The sequence below is a fragment of the Paenibacillus sp. cl130 genome (assembly GCF_900116035.1).
Classification (GTDB): domain Bacteria; phylum Bacillota; class Bacilli; order Paenibacillales; family Paenibacillaceae; genus Paenibacillus; species Paenibacillus polymyxa_B.
In genome coordinates, this window is sequence record NZ_FOYG01000011.1 from 199,320 (window position 1) to 217,894 (window position 18,575).

Sequence of the window (18,575 nt, forward strand, 5' to 3'; positions counted from 1 at the left end):
TAAAAATAAGGGGCGCCTTTATTAGTATGGAGCGGTTAAATTGAAAATTTTATATTTCTCCCCGATCTATTGGGATGATTTAAAACAACGTCCGCAACATTTGGCCGAAGAGTTTGCTAAAATGCCGGGGGTTCACATCACCTTTGTAGAACCATCCATTAGTATACTTAATAGTATTGTAAGGCAGAACTCAGATTATAAAAAAAGAAATCAAACCATAAATGATAGCCTTCAAATATTCAGGCCTTCGGGCAGTCTGAGATTACCCCGAAGCTTTGAAAGCTTAGACGTATTTCATATGAATCAATGGTTTGAAAAGAGACAGTTGGAAGATTTAGTTTCCAGTGCAGATATCATTTGGTTGGGAAGTCCAGTCTTTTATCCTCTTATTAAATCAAATAATAATAAGAAGATTGTGTTTGATCGAATGGACGACTATGTATTTCTAACTAACAATGCATTGATGAAGAAATTACTCGAAAAGTGGGAACTTGAATTACTTGCCAAGGCGGATCTTGTTATTTCTACAAGTAACCATTTGCATAAGCATTCTCAAACATTGTGTAGACAATCTTATTTGGTGAAAAATGCTGTTGATACAGCTATACTAAATATAAATGTAGCTAGCTTGGTTGTTAGCGAGTTAAAATGGTTAAAGCACGAAGGCTACTACATTTTTGGATATGTAGGGGCGATTGACCACTGGTTTGATGTGGAAGCGGTTAGGGCTATTACTGAATTTGATGAGAAATTTGTTGTATGTTTGGTTGGGAGAAATAACCTGAATTATAATTTTGAACAGCATAATAGGATTAAATATTATGAGACTGTCCCTAAATCAGAAATTGGTGCGATTATTGATGCTTTTGATATTTGTTTATACCCCTTTTTGAGGAATTCGGATAGAATTGATACGATCAATCCAGTAAAAGTTTATGAGTATTTGAGTTTTAATAAAGTGATATTAGCGGTGGATAGCGAAGAAACAAGGCTTTTAAATCAGGAAGGGATTTATCTATATAATAGTTTAGAGGAAATAAGAAAATATCTAAAGGATATAGATACCCTGCAACGCCCTTTTTATGATCAAGAGCAACTGGAGGACTTCGTAGTCCATAATAATTGGGAAGCTCGTGCAAAAACCATTATGGAGCTGCTTATAAAAGAGCTTCAATAGGAGGAACTTAGATATGAAAGGGATTATACTAGCTGGAGGGACTGGATCTAGATTATACCCCCTTACTAAAGTTACAAACAAACATTTATTGCCAATTGGTAAATATCCGATGATATATTACTCTATTGATAAGCTCAAAAAGGCGAATATAAATGATATTTTAATCGTTACCGGAAAAGAACATATGGGAGATGTAGTTAATCTCTTAGGAAGTGGTGTCGACCTTGGAGTTACTCTGACTTACAAAGTGCAAGATGAAGCCGGGGGGATTGCCCAGGCTTTGCTTTTAGCTGAGCACTTTGTTGGCAATGACAAGATGGTTGTTATTTTGGGGGACAATGTTTTTAAAGATGATATATCATCTTTTGTTGAAAAATTCAAACTTCAAGAATCAGGAGCGAAATTACTACTTCATAAAGTGCCTGATGCTAACCGCTATGGGGTACCAGAATTACAAGGCGATAACATTGTAAATATTGAAGAAAAGCCGGAGATTCCTAAGAGTGATTATGCAGTTACGGGCATTTATATGTTCAACCACTCGGTATTCAATATCATCAAGACCTTGACTCCTTCAGCAAGAGGAGAATATGAAATAACAGATGTTAATAACGCTTATATTCAACGAAACCAACTTACATTTGATATTTTAGAGAATTGGTGGACTGATGCGGGAACACATAGTTCATTGATGCTTGCTAACAAATTAGTAAGTGAAATGAATTATGAGCTTTTTTCTTAGTATTATCATAGAACTAGCGACATCTTATGGTGATACTAAATAATTAAGAAAGCGAGACTGTTTAAATGCAAATTGTGAATGCTCTTCCAACTAGAATAAAGTGGGTGGATGTACTAAAGGGATTGGCAATTATTTTTTTAGTTTTCTCACATTTGGTGCCTCATGGTTTTAAAGGGAATGAGATGATGGATAAGAGCTTTATTATAGGTTATTTTTATTCCTTCCATATGCCTCTTTTCTTTTTTGCTTCTGGGTTTACTTCTAATTTTCAAAAGTATAAGTTTAGTAGTTTTTTGTGGTCTAAAATCAAAACAATTCTTTTACCATATACGACTCTTTATATATGCTCATTATTGTATTTTGGTTGGATGCATTGGATGGGGATTGTCGGAACGCTTGATCCAATGGTTGTTATTGAAACTTTTTTATATGCAGATGGAAATCACTTGGGTATTCTAAATATGTCTCTTTGGTTCCTACCTTGTCTCTTCTTAGCCCAGATCATTTCGTACTTAGTCTTGAAAATTTCGTCTAAAAGAAGTTATATGTATGTATTTTGGATATTGCTAACCATACTTGGTGCATTCTTAAGTAAGCTTGACACACATGCACTTCCTTGGTCATTTGGCACGTCAATTAATGCAGCTTCTTTAATTATTTGTGGTTATATATTCAAGTTGAATGAGCAATATTTTATTGAAAAAATCAGAATTAACAAACCATATTTTGCTTACGCGGCGGGTTTCCTGGGTCTTTTATTATTTTTAATAAATGATAAACCAGGCATGTCAGGAAATTACTATGGACATAATTATGTATTATTTTATCTGTCAGTGTTGGCTAGTTTAATATTTTATATATACGTATCCAAAAAAATAGAGTCGTCTAGCTTACTGTCCTATTTTGGCAAGAATTCTTTAATTATATTTGGTCTGCATGGTTTAATACTTAGCTTCTGGGAGAATGTGAATTTTTACGAGAAGTTTTCTGTTAAAACAAATATGTATTTAGACGGTATTTCATTTGTTGTTATTTCTACCTTACTTGTCTTCTTAAGTTGTATTCTTTTTATTGAACTATTTAATAGATTCTTACCTTTCCTGATTGGCAAAAAATTTAGTTTTGGCAGCTCTAAAACAACAACTATTCCTTATAAGAATGCTTGATAATTAACTTACACAAAAGCCCCCGATTTTTTTCGAGGGCTTTTGTGTATGCATCGACATCTGTATTGAATTAGAATAGATCTGGATTATCAGGGTATATTTTTTTGAATTGTGAACGTATAAGTTCAATTTTTTCTTTCGTGATGGATGATGTTTTTTTCAAGACTATGGTTTTTACGTTATTATCAAGAGTATAGCTCTTTAAAGGTATATAATTATTTTTAAGAGATCCGTTCATTACCTCTTCTGCGAGAATACCTACAACTTTTTGACCACTTTCACCTAAATGGTATTGTGTAGGTGATGCGATCACGACATAATCGGACTCAAAAAACGACACTGGAAAGCCATCTCTTAAATCAACGTGATGGGTCAGATTCATAAATGGAAGAGCGTTGCTATTGTCAGGCATTTCAATCTGTCTGAGTATGTCATCATTAAGAATTCCAGAGCTAGACAGAACATATACTTTATGCTGCTCTGATGAGATTTCCTTAAGATAAGCCGTTAATTGTTTTAAAACAGGTATATCCGTTCTTACTCTAGGTGTTTGTTTAAAGTCACTGAATAAAGAAGAAAAATAGGTAACAGGTCGTGCATTTACATTAGTGAACGTTACCAAGAAATTACAAGCGACTAAATAAACTATAATAACTAAGAAAACACTTTTTGCATACTTTATCTTGGACAAATAGTTTAGAATAAGAATAACGCCACAAATAAATAGAATTAATACGTTCACTGTAAGAAGATAATAATGCTGAGAAGCTAAGCTTTGAATTCTTGTAAAAAGAAAGTACGTAATAAATAAGTTCGTAACTACAAAGATTGATATATACCTAGTTGTACTAATAAATAACAAGCCTATGCAACCAACAAGAGCTATCAGAAAAATGAAGGCACCATAATGATAAAATAAATTCTGTAAGTTACTTAAGACGTCACCAAAATAATAAGCTGAGTAGGCGTTTTTGAAGTTATTGGTTAGGGCTCTTTGAATAAATTCATTGAAGAATATAATAAGAAATAACGCGCTTGAAGATCCTATAATGAAAAAATTTAAAATAACCTGCAAGAGCTGTTTGAAGCGAAACTCTTTTTCTAGAATCCATTTGAACAAAAAAGCGATACTGATCGAGCCAAAAAGAGATACGATCCAAAACCCATACCATCTTCTTGTGAATGTTAGTAATACCAAGCAAGCTGCTAAGAGTAAAACTGCTTTTAAATTTAAGCGTTCAAAATCATTATTAAATAAGATAACAAGGGACAAGCAAATAAAAATGAGTCCTATAGAATCCAGATATCCACCTAACATAGGAGCTATCATAATTGGAAAGGTAAATGTAAGTACAAAGATCATAAAAACGTTCAACTTTGTGTTTAACTGGATTTGATCAGCAATCTTGATACATAATAAGAAAAGTATCAAACAAGAAGGATACAAGAAGCAGGTATAGATTGCCAAGACATAGCTCATGTAGCTTGTACCTAAGAACTTTAATGGTAAAGAGAGAAAGACTGTTGGGAAAACGGAATAATCGTCTCTTAAAATGCTTGCATAGATTTGTTTAGATGCTGCTATAAAATCTGTACTTAAAAGGTTATTAAATTGTATGGACGTATTCCAATAGGCTGAAAAGTCCCAATAATAAATGAAATGCTCCCTTTGAAGGAATGCGTAAATGAATATTATCCCAACTAGATAACCGCCAAAAGCTAGGTATTGCACCATTATTTCTTTCTTGGCATATGTTAAGATACCACTAATGTGTAAAATGTATGTAGCACCTATGACAAACGACTGCGCAATATTTAGACCGAATAATATGGAAATATAGTAAGAATCGACTTTAAACAGTATTAGAATCGGGATAAGTAGCCACATCAAAACCAAATAGGACCAAACAAAATTTTTATTAACTCTCGATAAATTCAAAAGCATATTCCCTCCCAATATAGTGTGCTTATTAATCTTATAGTAATCATAAATGAAAGTATATACTCAAGATGTTGGAGGTTTCGTGAATGATAATAAAGGAAGTACTTTCAGGTGCAAAAATCATTGAACCCGTGGTTCATGGTGATCACCGTGGTTTTTTTATGGAAAGTTACAATGAACAGATCATGAAAGAAAACGGAATAGACCATGCTTTTATTCAGGATAACCAATCCTTGTCTGCAGAAGCCGGTGTGATTCGTGGCTTGCATTACCAACTTAATCCTAAAGCGCAGACCAAACTCATTCGTGTGCTTTCTGGAGCTATCTACGATGTGATTTTGGATATTCGTAAAAGTTCTCCGACGTTCGGTCAATGGGTCGGAGTCATCTTAAGCGAGCATAATAGACGTCAGCTACTGGTGCCTAAGGGTTTTGCTCATGGGTTCTGTACGCTTGTTCCTAACACTCAAGTGCTGTATAAGGTAGACGAGTATTATTCACCTGAAAATGATCGTGGAATTCTGTGGAATGATCCTGCACTAGGGATTGATTGGCCAACTTCTCATGCTATTCTTTCGGAGAAGGATCAGAAGCATCCAGCACTGGCTGACGCAAACATTAATTTTGATTAGAGGAATAATAAGATTTAGGAGGTCTGTATGAAACTTCTTGTCACCGGCGGGGCCGGATTTATAGGCAGTAACTTTGTATTGTATATGCTAAAACACCATCCAGATTACGAAATTGTAAATATAGATGCTCTTACCTATGCAGGTAACTTGGAAAATTTGAAATCCATTGAAAATAATCCCAAACATAGCTTCATCAAAATAGATATTACCGACGCACAAGCGATTGACCAGCTGATGCAGCAGGGAATCGATGTGGTAGTTAATTTTGCAGCGGAGTCACATGTGGATCGGAGTATTTTGGAACCGGAAGTGTTTGTGAAAACAAACGTATTGGGTACGCAAGTGCTACTGGACGCAGCCAAGAAATATAACGTGACCAAGTTTGTACAGGTATCAACAGATGAGGTGTACGGTTCTCTGGGAGAAACAGGATTGTTTACGGAGGAAACTCCGTTGCAGCCTAATAGTCCTTATTCTGCATCCAAGGCAGGTGGCGATCTGCTAGTTCGTGCATATCATGAAACCTTCGGTTTACCAGTGAATATCACGCGTTGTTCTAACAACTATGGTCCATACCAGTTTCCTGAAAAATTGATCCCGCTAATGATCTCACGTGCACTGAGCGATCAACAGCTACCTGTATACGGGGATGGCTTGAACATTCGCGACTGGTTGTATGTAGAGGATCATTGCAGTGCAATTGATCTGGTCATTCATCAGGGTAAACTGGGTGAAGTATACAATATCGGGGGAAATAACGAGCGGACAAATGTGCATATCGTCAAAACGGTATTGGAGGAGCTGGGCAAGCCAGAATCTCTGATTTCGTATGTGCAGGATCGTCCAGGTCATGACCGCCGTTATGGCATTGATCCAACGAAGACGATGAATGAGTTGGGCTGGAAGCCAAAGCACTCTTTTGAAACCGGCATTAAAGAAACGATTCGCTGGTATCTGGACAATGAAGAATGGTGGACTCGCATTCAATCTGGCGAATATCAACAATACTATGCAAAGCAGTACGGTTCCCGCTTGGGGGATGAGTAGAATGAAGGTATTGGTTACTGGAGCATCCGGTCAACTTGGTAAAGATGTAGTAAAGGTTTTTCAGGAGCAAGGACATGATGTCCTGGGTTACGATCGCGAACAATTAGATATCACGGATTTGCAGCAGACGGTGAAGATTGTAGGACAATATCAACCTGACGCCGTAATCCACTGTGCAGCGTATACGGCTGTGGATGCAGCGGAGACCGATGTAGACGGGGCTTATCAAGTCAACGCGGCAGGTACACGTAATATGGCGCTGGCTGCGGAAAAGGTTGGAGCCAAGCTGGTTTATATCAGTACAGATTATGTGTTCGATGGAACGGCAAAGCAGCCATATCATGAGTACGATAATACCAATCCGCAGAGTATCTACGGAAAGTCCAAACGGGCGGGAGAGGTATTGACCCAAACACTTTCCTCTAGGTATTTTATTGTTCGTACATCTTGGGTTTATGGATTGCACGGGAACAATTTTGTCAAAACGATGCTGAAGCTTGGTCAGGAGAAGCCGCTCCTGCAGGTGGTGAATGATCAGAAGGGTTCACCTACCTATACAGTGGATTTGGCACGTTTTTTGGCGGAATTGATTCAAACGGAGAAGTATGGCGTATACCATGCATCCAATAGTGGCTCCTGTACCTGGTATGAATTTACGCAAGCTATTTTACAGGATGCGGCGGAAATATTAGATGCCAAGATCACAGCGAAATTGGAGCCGTGCAGCACAGAGCAATTCCCCAGACCGGCAGCGCGGCCATGCAACTCTGTTATGGAGCATATAGCGATCCGAACCAACGGGTTAAATGATTTGCGCGAATGGCGTGAGGGATTGCGTGATTTTTTGCAGGAGTGTCTTAGTAAATCCGAGTAATTAAAACCTTATTATAAATATCAACAATCTCCCATCAGTTCATGATTGGGAGATTTTATTATATTAAAGCCTATGTTGATTAAGGACGCTGAGCATTATAATGTATAAGCAGATGGAACCTATTGTCCCTCTATTACACATTTTAAAAGAAGGAGGTCATTACTCTGAACAGACCTAACATACAAATTTTATTGTCTACATATAATGGAGCAGCTTATTTAGATGAGCAAATAGAAAGTCTCATCAATCAAAAAGACGTAGAAGTTCAGATTCTAATTCGTGATGATGGCTCGACAGATGATACGGTTGCCAAGTTGAGAGTGCTGAAGCAACGTTATCCTCAACAGATTATTTTATGCCTCGAGAGCAATGTAGGGGTTATTAAAAGCTTTTTTGATTTGATTCAAAGATCGTCTGAGGCATTCGACTATTACGCTTTTTGTGATCAGGATGATGTGTGGATGCCGAACAAACTTGCTCAGGCTGCGGCTCATCTGAGGGATCAGGATGGAAGCCGGCCGCTGATGTACTGTTCTGCTACACAAATGGTCTCTCAAACATTGGAACCACTTAAAGTATGGCCAGCTGACATCCCACGACCTGTATCCTTCTATAATGCTCTCATTGAGAATGTGTGTGTAGGTTGTACCATGGTGATCAATACAGAAACACTCAAGCTCGTGAAAAAGAGAATTCCGACTTCTTTGGATAACATTATTATGCATGACTGGTGGATTTATTTATGCACCTCCTCTTTTGGTGAGGTTGTTTTTGACCCCGAGCCGTCCATTTGGTATCGGCAGCATCAAAACAATGTGCTAGGAGGTTCTACCGATGGCTGGGTTAGCAAGTGGAGGAAAAGACTAAGTAGATTTATAAAAGGAAAAAATCGCTATATTTTAAGCAAACAAGCCCAGCAATTTATTCAACTTTATGGACAAGACATGTCTCCTCAAATGTATAAAGATATGGATCAGTTCCTGGAAAGCTACCAAAAGGGCGTATTTTCTCGTATGAAATATATTTGGCAGTCTCCATTTTATAGGCAGTCACGGTTGGACAACTGGATTTATAAGTTGGTTTTCATAATGAGGAAGTTATAGAGGTATGGAAAGAAAAATATTGAAACTTTTTTCCATATATGAGCGTCAAATAGTCAAAGGTGCAAATGAATACTAGATAAAATACCATCGAATGCGTGTTCCTTTATGGAAAAATATAGTATAATTGAAACGTGCAACCGATAGAGCTGGCAAGGGCGGTCGGCTAACTCTCCCGAGGAGGGGGGTGAAGCCTGTGACAGTGTTTGAGGCGCTCAGTTTAATGCTGACGTTCGGGGCGTTAATCGTCACACTGTTAGAGTTTAACAAACGAAAATAGACCGCCCCCGCAAGGAAGGGTCTATTTTCGGCCTGATTGTTCCAAAACCGTCCGCTCTTGGAGCGTTGGTTGCGCAGGGGCTGGCTGGCACCAGCCCTTTTTCCATGTATATCTTACCACGATGAATTTTAGACCTCAACCGAGGATTTTACAAAAATCTAATAAACGACTCCCAATGAACAATATATAGATCGAAATGGTTTCGTTTGTCTATATTTGCACTTTGGAGCGACAGGAATCGAATTTTGTGAAATTCTACTAACTATGTAAGGTTACAAGTTATGTGCTTTTTTGCGCCCCGTGGTCTGCGCGGTATGCTATAATAGGCGATAGTAGAATAGATTACTGAATTTGTCAGGAGCGTTTTAAATATGGATGTAAGCATACTGGTCGTCAACTATAATACGTGTCAATTGACGCTGGATTGTTTGCAATCGGTGTATGCGTCAAAGTCGCAGTACCGATATGAAGTGATTGTTATTGATAATCACTCCAGTGACGGATCTGTTGAGGCTATTCGTGCTGCATACCCGGAGATTACGTTGATAGCCAATAAGAATAATACAGGTTTTGCCAAGGCGAACAACCAGGGGATGGAAGTAGCCAGCGGGCGTTATATATTGTTATTGAACTCCGATACGTTGGTGCAACCGGACACGCTGGATACAATGGTTCAGTTTATGGATACGCATCCGGAGATGGGGGCATCGGGTTGCAAGGTCATCTTGCCGGATGGATCATTAGACAAGGCTTGTAAGCGAGGATTTCCAACGCCGTCAGCTTCTTTTTACTACGCTTTCGGCTGGTCGAAGCGTCACCCGGATAACCCGAAGTACAATCAATATCAGCTTGGGCATCTAAGCCCGGACGATGAGTATCCTGTAGATGTACTGGTAGGTGCTTTTATGCTGGTGCGCCGGGAGACGATTGACCAGGTCGGGGGTTTGGACGAAACCTTTTTTATGTATGGTGAGGATATTGACTGGTGTTACCGGATTAAGCAAGCCGGGTGGGGCATTTACTACTACCCGCGCACATATATTATTCATATCAAAGGGGGCAGCGCTCGCCGTCGTCCTTTGAAAATTATTTATGAGTTTCATAGAGCAATGTGGGTATTTCATCGTAAGCATTATAAACAGCAATACAGTTGGATCACCAATATGGCTGTATATGCGGGAATTACCGTGAAATTTGGAATGGCCTTTCTAAAAAATAAGTTGTCCGCACCGGTCAAGCCAGACGGCGGGGAACAATCTCGTACTGAGGTGAAAGCATGATACGCAGAAATCAGCGTTTTTTAACCCAATTATATATTGTGGCGGATTTCGCGGTCATTCAGTTGTCATTTCTGATCGCTTGGTTTTTCAAATTTGAAAGTGAATGGATCACCTATAAAGAACCGCTTCCTATTCAAGTATATGGAGGCTGGAGCTTAATCTACGGCCTGATTGCTGTAGTATTGGGGATGTTATTCTCGCTCTATTCGCCCAAACGCAAAAAACGGTTTGCAGACGACGTATTCCGCGTCACCCAGATTCATATTGTTGGCCTGTTCGTGCTGTTGAGTGTGATGTTCTTCGTGAAGCAAATCGACATTTCGCGGTCCTATTTGGCAATCTATATGATTGGAAACGTTCTGCTTATTTTGTTTTACCGATTTTTTTTGAAGCAAGTTCTTAAAGCTCTCCGTCAAAAAGGATACAACAAGCAATTCATGCTTATTCTCGGGGCGGGTACTCTAGGCCAACGATTTTATCATAACCTTGGACAGTATCCTGATCTGGGATACGAGGTAGTGGGTTTTCTGGATGATAAGCGGCATTGGAGTGAAGAGGAAGAGGCGCATTTTCGCCCGATTCTTGGAGGCTTAGATCAATTGGAGGCTACGCTGTCGCGTCTGATGATTGACGAGGTCATTCTGGCGCTGCCGCTGGATGCTCATGATAAGTACCCCAAGATTATCAACATGTGTGAAAAAGCTGGAGTGCGCACGCTTATAATCCCCGACTTTTTCGATTATTTGCCGGCTCGCCCGTACTTTGACAACTTTGCAGGTATGCCGATGATCAATGTACGGGATATTCCACTGGATGTGGCGGGGAATCGATTGTTTAAGCGTCTGTTCGATATTTTATTCTCTTTATTCGCGATTCTCCTGACCTCTCCGATCATGCTAGGGGTGGCGATTGGTGTGATGATTACATCCAGAGGGCCAATCATTTTTAAGCAGGAGCGGGTAGGCTTGAACCGTCGCACCTTCCGAATGTACAAATTTCGTTCGATGAAGGTGCTGCCCCCTGGAACTGAAGATACGGGCTGGACGACTGCTAATGACCCAAGACGCACACGTTTTGGTACTTTTATTCGTAAAACGAGTCTCGACGAGTTGCCGCAATTTTTCAACGTTCTGCTGGGTGATATGAGTGTCGTTGGTCCACGCCCAGAACGACCCTATTATGTGGATCAGTTCCGTGAGGAAATTCCAAAATACATGGTGAAGCATCATGTTCGTCCTGGAATCACAGGCTGGGCACAGAGCAACGGGTTGCGTGGAGATACATCTATTGAGGAACGGATTAAGCATGACATTTTCTATATTGAGAACTGGTCGCTCTTATTCGATATTAAAATTATTTTCCGTACGATTCGCAATGGTTTCAAGAATGCGTATTAATCCAGAGTCACCCTTCGGTTTAGCCGGAGGGTGTTTTTGCGTCTGGCAGTTGTTTTGAGTATGCGTATGTGGGGTATTGACCTGTACGAAAAGGATGTGACACCCTATGAAACGACTAATTGCTGCGGTCATTCTTTTAATATTAACCGGCACATTTTTACTGGGTTACAAAGGGCAATCTACAGAAGAACATACTGGCTTTACCACGCACCGTGTGATTTCGCATGCCATGGGAGCCGTTGATGGTTTGGCCTATACTAATGCGCGTGAAGCGTTTGTGGAAAATTATAAAAAAGGCAGCCGCGTATTCGAGGTCGACCTGATGTTTACTTCGGACGGACATTTGGTGGCGCGCCATGAATGGACAGAATCTTTTACAGAGCAAATGCAACAGGAACACGCAGTTGCTACAGAACAGGGCGGAAAACCTTGGAGCTATCATCAATTTAAAAACACACCCATACACGGTTCCTATACTCCAGTAGATTGGAAGGATGTATTGGATCTATTGGAGACATACCCGGATGCTTATATTGTGACCGATACGAAAGAACAGGACCCTGCCCAAATCAAACAGTTGTTTGCACAACTGACCCGTCAGGCACAGGAGAAAAACCCCGAGCTTTTGTCCCGTATTGTTCCTCAAATTTACAATGAAGAAATGCTGCAAACGTTGCGGAGTATTTATCCCTATCCATCCGTTATTTATACGCTCTACGCCACAGAGGATAAAGATGACCAGATCATTCGATTTGTACAGCAAAATGATATAACGGCAGTAACTTTACCAGAGAATCGGGTGAGTGGTGCTTTAGTGGAAAGTTTGCGTCAGGCAGGGGCAGTGTGCTACGTAAATACTATTAATGAGTTGAAGGATGCGGCTGAGTATGAACAGATGGGTGTGCGAGGTTTCTATACAGATATTTTAACGGAAAAAGAACTTAGTAAACGCAGTTGGTTGTATGCGCTACGACCATGAGTTGTCTGAACGGGGTGTTCCCATTTGATACGAACATTGACACCTTTTAAGCACTGTCATAGACTTAGCATAGAACGCTTTTGGATATTGGAATTCGGCTCGACTGGATCATAACAAAAGCAATGGATGCTGGAGGAATGTGTGTTGGCAGATTCAATTCAATCATGGAAGCATGTGTTTAAGCTTGATCCTGACAAGGAACTGGATGACGAGGCACTTGACGCCGTGTGTATGTCTGGTACGGACGCCATTATGGTAGGAGGTTCATCGGGCGTAACCTATGAAAATACGGTGGATTTGCTGTCACGGGTTCGGCGTTATGAGGTGCCGTGTGTGCTTGAGGTGTCCGATCTGGAGGCTGTAGTGCCAGGGTTTGATCTATATATGATTCCCATGGTACTGAATACCACTGACAGTAATTGGATTCTAGGGCAGCACCAACGTGCGATTGAACAGCTTGGTTATGTGATCCCGTGGGATTTGCTTGTGGCGGAAGGATATATTGTTTTGAACGGTGATTCCACGGTCGCTAAGCTTACCGGAGCAGATGCTTCGCTGGGTGCTTCATCTGCCGCCTCATATGCACAGATTGCTGACAAGCTCATGCATCTGCCGATTGTATATGTGGAATATAGCGGTGCTTTTGGGGATATGGAGCTGGTGCAAAAAATACATCGCAGTACGGAGCGCTCTCGTGTCCTATACGGGGGAGGAATCGTGGATAAATCTACCGCGTTACAAGCGGCTGCGGTTTGTGACACCATTGTAGTAGGTAACATCATTTATCGTGACTTGGCGAAGGCGCTGGAGACGATAGCTGTGAAATTGGAAGTATAGAACGTGAATTTATGGAAGCTCAGGGAAAGGAGCATGCACGCATGCAATCAATAGATATACATGAGGCGGTAGCTCGCCTTAATCCGCCTCAGCGTCAGGCTGTGGAGGCGGTAGATGGTCCGCTGCTGATTATGGCTGGCGCAGGCAGTGGTAAAACACGGGTGCTCACGCACCGAATAGCTTACCTCATCGCGACCCGCAAGACGGCTCCATGGGGCATTTTGGCGATTACCTTTACGAACAAGGCTGCGCGTGAAATGCAGGATCGCGTATCCAAGCTGATTGGCCCACAGGGAAGAGATGTATGGGTATCCACCTTCCACTCGATGTGTGTGCGTATTTTACGTCGGGATATCGAGCGGATTGGCTTCACCTCCAATTTCAGCATTTTGGATTCTACGGATCAATTGTCTGTCATTCGGAGCTGCATGAAGGATCTGAATATAGACACCAAAAAGTTTGAACCCAAAGCGGTTCAGTCTATGATGAGTACGGCTAAAAATGAACTAGTCACTCCCGAAATGTATGAGCGCAAGATTGGCGACTATTTTGAGGGGATTGTGGCGAAGGTATATACCAAGTACCAACAACGGCTCAAAAACAACAACTCTCTTGATTTTGATGATTTGATCATGGCAACGATTCAGCTATTTAAAGAAGTACCTGAGGTACTGGATTTCTACCAGAAGAAATTTCAATACATTCATGTTGATGAATATCAGGATACGAACCGTGCGCAGTACATGCTGTGCAAAATGCTGGCCGACAAGCATCACCGGATTTGCGTAGTAGGTGACAGTGACCAATCCATCTATCGGTGGCGGGGGGCGGATATTAGCAACATTTTGAATTTTGAAGAGGACTACCCGGAAGCGCGCACCATTTTGCTGGAGCAGAACTACCGGTCCACCTCAAATATTCTCAATGCTGCCAACGAAGTTATTGGTCAAAATACAGGCCGCAAGCCGAAGAAACTATGGACTGACAAAGAAGGCGGAGCCAAGATTAAAGTTTACCGTGCTGACTCCGAGCATGATGAGGGCTACTTCATCGCCTCAGAAATTCATAAGAATATTAATGCGGGCAAAACCTATAGCCATCATGCCATTTTGTACCGTACGAATGCTCAGTCTCGGGTTGTCGAGGAAATTTTGATTAAATCGGATATTCCTTACCAGATCGTGGGCGGTATCAAGTTCTATGATCGTAAAGAAATTAAGGATTTGCTGGCGTATCTTCGCCTACTCTCCAATCCTGACGACGACATCAGCTTGATCCGAATCATTAATGTGCCAAAACGAAGCATCGGAGACACGACCGTCGGTAAATTGCAGGCAGCTGCAGCGGAACGTGGAGTTTCGATTTTCCGTGTCCTTCAAGTTGTAGACGATTTGGGCTTTGCAGGACGTACGCGCAATGCGTTGGTAGAGTTTTACGATATGATCGAAGGTTTAAGTCGGATGGTAGACTACCTGTCGGTTACCGAGTTAACAGAAAAAATGCTGGAAACCACCCAATATCGATTGGAGCTGCAAAACGAGAATACACTTGAGTCACGCTCGCGTTTGGAGAATATTGATGAGTTCCTTTCGGTAACCATGGAATTTGAAAAAGGAGCGGAAGACAAGTCACTCGTCTCCTTCCTGACCGACCTTGCTCTGATTGCCGATATTGATTCCATGAATGACGATGAAGAAGAGCAAAGCGATGCGGTTGTATTGATGACCATGCATAGCGCCAAAGGACTGGAGTTTCCTATCGTATTTATTGTCGGTATGGAGGAGGGAGTATTCCCTCATAGTCGTGCTTTTCTGGATAACGAAGAGCTGGAGGAAGAGCGCAGATTGGCGTATGTCGGGATTACCCGTGCAGAGGAGCAACTGTTCCTTACATGCGCACAGATGCGCACTCTGTTTGGCCGCACCACAGCTAACCCGCCTTCCCGCTTTCTCGAAGAGATTCCGGACGAGTTAAAAGAGGATACGATCATTAAACGTGACCGCTACCGCCGTTCAGGCAATGTAGGCGGATCTTATGGTGGGCGCGGACTGAATAAAGGTAGTGGCAGCAACTTTGGTGGAGAACGCTCGTTTGATACGATGAGCCGCAGTGGTTCGTCCGCTTCCGCGTCACCCCGCGTAACAGTAACGACATCTTCATCTGCGAAAGCAACTCCGGCTGCTTCGGCAGGAGGCCCCTCCATTTTTGCTGCTGGAGACAAGGTACAGCATGGCAAATGGGGGATTGGAACCATTGTCGCTGTAAAAGGGACGGGTAATGATATGGAGCTTCAAATTGCTTTCCCGGCTCCAGTAGGGGTTAAACGACTGCTGGCTGGCTTTGCACCAATTACAAAAGTAGAATAAATCTCAAACATCATTAAATCTCGAACCTCATGAGTGGCAGCTTGGCTTAGGCCTCTGCCCTGATGAAGTTCCCGGAGGGATACGCCTGCATGAACCCAATGCACAGGATGGAGCAGCTTGTTGCTGAACTGAACACATATAACTATCATTACTACACACTGGATGAACCCAAGATCAGCGACAAAGAATATGATGTGCTTTATGACGAGCTGGTAGCGCTTGAACAGACGAGCGGTCTTGTGCTGCCGGATTCGCCGACACAGCGTGTGGGTGGGGAGTTACTCAAAGGTTTCACACCGCATCGCCACCTTGCCCCATTATGGAGCCTTGATAAAGCTCAGAATATGGAACAGCTGCGTGCATGGAACGCGCGTGTTGTTAAACTGGTCAATGATTACAATACCAAGAACCCGGAGCAACCTTTGCCATCTCCAGGCTATGCAATAGAACTTAAATTTGATGGACTGACGCTGAACCTGACGTATACTGATGGACAGCTGGTACAGGCTTCTACCCGCGGTAATGGCGTGGTGGGTGAGGGAATATTGGCACAGGTGAAGACCATTAAATCCGTGCCACTTACAATTCCTTTTCGAAATGGAACAATTGAAGTACAGGGAGAAGGGATAATGAATCTCTCTGTACTGTCCAAATATAATGAGACTGCCGTGGACCCTCTTAAAAATGCACGCAACGCCGCAGCTGGCGCTTTGCGTAACTTGAATCCCAAAGTGACAGCAGAACGACGATTGAATGCATTTTTCTACAATGTGGGATATGCAGACCGTATCCAATTTGACAGCCACCAGGAAATGATGACTTTCCTGCGTGAAAATCATTTTAAGGTAAACCCTTACCTGACTTACTTTGATAATTTTGAAGATGTAATGGAGCAACTGATTGAGATTGAAGAATCTCGTGCCGGATTGGATTACCTCATTGATGGGGCAGTATTGAAAATTACAGATATGCGCACACGTGAGGCTCTCGGGTATACCGATAAATTCCCACGCTGGGCGGTGGCATATAAGTTCGAAGCTGAGGAAACGACAACGGTGCTTAACTCGGTTGAGTGGAATGTAGGACGAACCGGTAAAATCACCCCACTTGCAAGGGTAGAGCCGGTAGAGCTGGCGGGAGTCACTGTACAAAATTGTACACTGAACAATGCTGGTGACATTGAGCGCAAAAACCTGAAGTTTGCTTTGGGGGCACGTGTGTTTATCCGTCGCTCAAATGATGTCATTCCGGAGATATTAGGAAAGGTAACGTCTGAGAACGACGGGGAGGAAATTGTCGTACCAGATCATTGTCCAGCCTGCGGGTTTCCGTTGCAGCAGCGAGGTGCCCATTTGTTTTGCGACAATAAGCTGGGGTGTAAACCACAAATTGTGGCTCGTATTTCCCATTTTGCTTCACGTGATGCTATGGATATTGAGACATTCAGTGACAAAACGGCCATACAGCTACATGACGAACTGGAAGTGCGCGAGCCTGCGGATCTGTATACACTCCAATATGATGATCTTGTGAAGCTGGAGCGGTTTGGTGAGAAAAAGGCCAGTAACCTCTTGGCGGCACTAGAAAAGAGTAAAGAGAGAGATTTGGCTTCTTTCCTTTATGCTCTGGGTATACCGAATACCGGTAAAGCGACAACACGCATGTTGGCTGAACATTACCGTGATTTGCACAAGACGATGTCCGCTACGGTGGAAGAACTGATAGAACTACCGGATGTAGGCGGGATTGTAGCCGAAAGCATTGTGGCTTTCTTTGCCGATCCATTTACTCAGGCGGGAATTGAAAAGATGCTGTCTCTAGGGGTGAAAGCTCAAGCCCCTGAAGCTCCACAGGAGAAGAAGACAGACAGCTTTTTCAGTGGCAAAACGGTCGTGCTTACAGGTACCTTGCATCAGCTTACGCGTGAAGAAGCTGTATCCAAGCTGGAGGCGCTGGGAGCCAAAGTTGCGGGGTCTGTATCGAAAAAGACGGATCTAGTCATAGCTGGTGAAAAGGCTGGGAGTAAGCTGGCTAAGGCCCAACAGCTCGGAATTGACACCATAGAAGATGAGGATGAATTTATCAGACTGCTGGAACAAGAATAAATAGTTTTGCAATGAGTGCAGTCATTCCGCTCTGGGGCGGGGTGGCTGCCTTATTATCTGTTGTATAGTAGGAAATAAAATAGATATAAATAAATGCTTGCTAAATAACTTTAGGCATGATATATTATTAGACGTTGCTTTGAGAATAACATTTCTTGAAGCGAGGTTGCTGAAAAGTTAATCAAAAAAAGACTTGACAAGAAAGCGACTAACATGGTATGATCTAATTCCTGGCTCGTTGAATGAACGAGAACAGACAAGTTCTTTGAAAACTGAACAAATGGATGATGAAATAAAGATTTCTTCTTTTATAAGAAGAATCGCTAGCATTAAAAATGAGCTTATCGCTCTTTCTATAAACCAACTTCGGTTGGTCTTTAATGGAGAGTTTGATCCTGGCTCAGGACGAACGCTGGCGGCGTGCCTAATACATGCAAGTCGAGCGGGGCTAAGTAGAAGCTTGCTTCTAAACAACCTAGCGGCGGACGGGTGAGTAACACGTAGGCAACCTGCCCACAAGACAGGGATAACTACCGGAAACGGTAGCTAATACCCGATACATCCTTTTCCTGCATGGGAGAAGGAGGAAAGACGGAGCAATCTGTCACTTGTGGATGGGCCTGCGGCGCATTAGCTAGTTGGTGGGGTAAA

At 42.0% G+C, this 18,575-nt stretch carries 15 protein-coding genes and 1 rRNA gene; 15 read left to right on the plus strand and 1 reads right to left on the minus strand.

Going from position 1 to position 18,575, the window contains the following annotated elements:
- Positions 1 to 40 precede the first annotated feature (40 nt).
- The 3 genes from BM358_RS24195 to BM358_RS24205 all read left to right on the plus strand — a co-directional run bounded on the left by BM358_RS24195 (position 41) and on the right by BM358_RS24205 (position 3,085).
- The gene (locus BM358_RS24195; RefSeq protein ID WP_028542100.1) at positions 41 to 1,177 is read left to right on the plus strand and encodes a glycosyltransferase family protein; all 1,137 of its coding nucleotides are present in this window, start codon (positions 41 to 43) and stop codon (positions 1,175 to 1,177) included.
- Between the two features lie 13 nt (positions 1,178 to 1,190).
- Complete coding sequence (locus BM358_RS24200; RefSeq protein WP_028542099.1) at positions 1,191 to 1,919, plus strand: sugar phosphate nucleotidyltransferase; 729 nt, start codon at positions 1,191 to 1,193, stop codon at positions 1,917 to 1,919.
- Positions 1,920 to 1,984: 65 nt separating this feature from the next.
- Complete coding sequence (locus tag BM358_RS24205; RefSeq protein ID WP_028542098.1) at positions 1,985 to 3,085, plus strand: acyltransferase family protein; 1,101 nt, start codon at positions 1,985 to 1,987, stop codon at positions 3,083 to 3,085.
- 70 nt (positions 3,086 to 3,155) lie between these two features.
- Here the strand turns inward: BM358_RS24205 and BM358_RS24210 are convergent, their stop codons facing one another.
- Positions 3,156 to 5,030, minus strand: coding sequence for a hypothetical protein (locus tag BM358_RS24210; RefSeq protein WP_028542097.1), 1,875 nt, complete (start codon positions 5,028 to 5,030; stop codon positions 3,156 to 3,158).
- A gap of 83 nt (positions 5,031 to 5,113) precedes the next feature.
- Between BM358_RS24210 and rfbC the strand changes: the two genes are divergently transcribed.
- The 12 genes from rfbC to BM358_RS24265 form a co-directional block, all read left to right on the plus strand.
- Positions 5,114 to 5,659, plus strand: a complete 546-nt coding sequence (gene rfbC / locus BM358_RS24215) for a dTDP-4-dehydrorhamnose 3,5-epimerase (protein ID WP_028542096.1) — start codon at positions 5,114 to 5,116, stop codon at positions 5,657 to 5,659.
- A gap of 27 nt (positions 5,660 to 5,686) precedes the next feature.
- Positions 5,687 to 6,706, plus strand: coding sequence for a dTDP-glucose 4,6-dehydratase (gene rfbB, locus BM358_RS24220; RefSeq protein ID WP_028542095.1), 1,020 nt, complete (start codon positions 5,687 to 5,689; stop codon positions 6,704 to 6,706).
- A 1-nt stretch (position 6,707) separates the two neighbouring features.
- A complete protein-coding gene (gene rfbD / locus BM358_RS24225) occupies positions 6,708 to 7,580 on the plus strand; it encodes a dTDP-4-dehydrorhamnose reductase (protein WP_028542094.1) in 873 nt (290 codons plus the stop codon).
- Positions 7,581 to 7,771: 191 nt separating this feature from the next.
- Positions 7,772 to 8,683 carry a glycosyltransferase family 2 protein gene (locus BM358_RS24230; protein WP_028542093.1) on the plus strand — a complete coding sequence of 304 codons (912 nt, stop codon included), beginning with the start codon at positions 7,772 to 7,774 and terminating at the stop codon, positions 8,681 to 8,683.
- Positions 8,684 to 8,882: 199 nt separating this feature from the next.
- Complete coding sequence (locus BM358_RS27225; protein WP_354005523.1) at positions 8,883 to 8,960, plus strand: putative holin-like toxin; 78 nt, start codon at positions 8,883 to 8,885, stop codon at positions 8,958 to 8,960.
- Positions 8,961 to 9,331: 371 nt separating this feature from the next.
- Entirely contained in the window at positions 9,332 to 10,240 is a 909-nt protein-coding gene (locus BM358_RS24235; protein WP_028542092.1) for a glycosyltransferase family 2 protein, read from the plus strand.
- The gene (locus BM358_RS24240; RefSeq protein WP_023990580.1) at positions 10,237 to 11,637 is read left to right on the plus strand and encodes an undecaprenyl-phosphate glucose phosphotransferase; all 1,401 of its coding nucleotides are present in this window, start codon (positions 10,237 to 10,239) and stop codon (positions 11,635 to 11,637) included. Before BM358_RS24235 ends, BM358_RS24240 begins: the two co-directional genes overlap by 4 nt.
- Positions 11,638 to 11,743: 106 nt before the next feature.
- Entirely contained in the window at positions 11,744 to 12,616 is an 873-nt protein-coding gene (locus tag BM358_RS24245) for a phosphatidylinositol-specific phospholipase C/glycerophosphodiester phosphodiesterase family protein (protein ID WP_023990579.1), read from the plus strand.
- Between the two features lie 126 nt (positions 12,617 to 12,742).
- Positions 12,743 to 13,453: a heptaprenylglyceryl phosphate synthase gene (locus tag BM358_RS24250; RefSeq protein WP_049828463.1), complete on the plus strand. Its 711-nt coding sequence runs from the start codon at positions 12,743 to 12,745 to the stop codon at positions 13,451 to 13,453.
- Positions 13,454 to 13,494: 41 nt separating this feature from the next.
- Positions 13,495 to 15,819 (plus strand): DNA helicase PcrA, encoded by a 2,325-nt coding sequence (gene pcrA, locus BM358_RS24255; RefSeq protein ID WP_023990577.1) that lies wholly within the window; start codon positions 13,495 to 13,497, stop codon positions 15,817 to 15,819.
- Between the two features lie 89 nt (positions 15,820 to 15,908).
- A complete protein-coding gene (ligA, locus tag BM358_RS24260) occupies positions 15,909 to 17,924 on the plus strand; it encodes an NAD-dependent DNA ligase LigA (RefSeq protein ID WP_028542090.1) in 2,016 nt (671 codons plus the stop codon).
- 377 nt (positions 17,925 to 18,301) lie between these two features.
- Positions 18,302 to 18,575 (plus strand): 16S ribosomal RNA (locus tag BM358_RS24265); the annotation flags it as partial.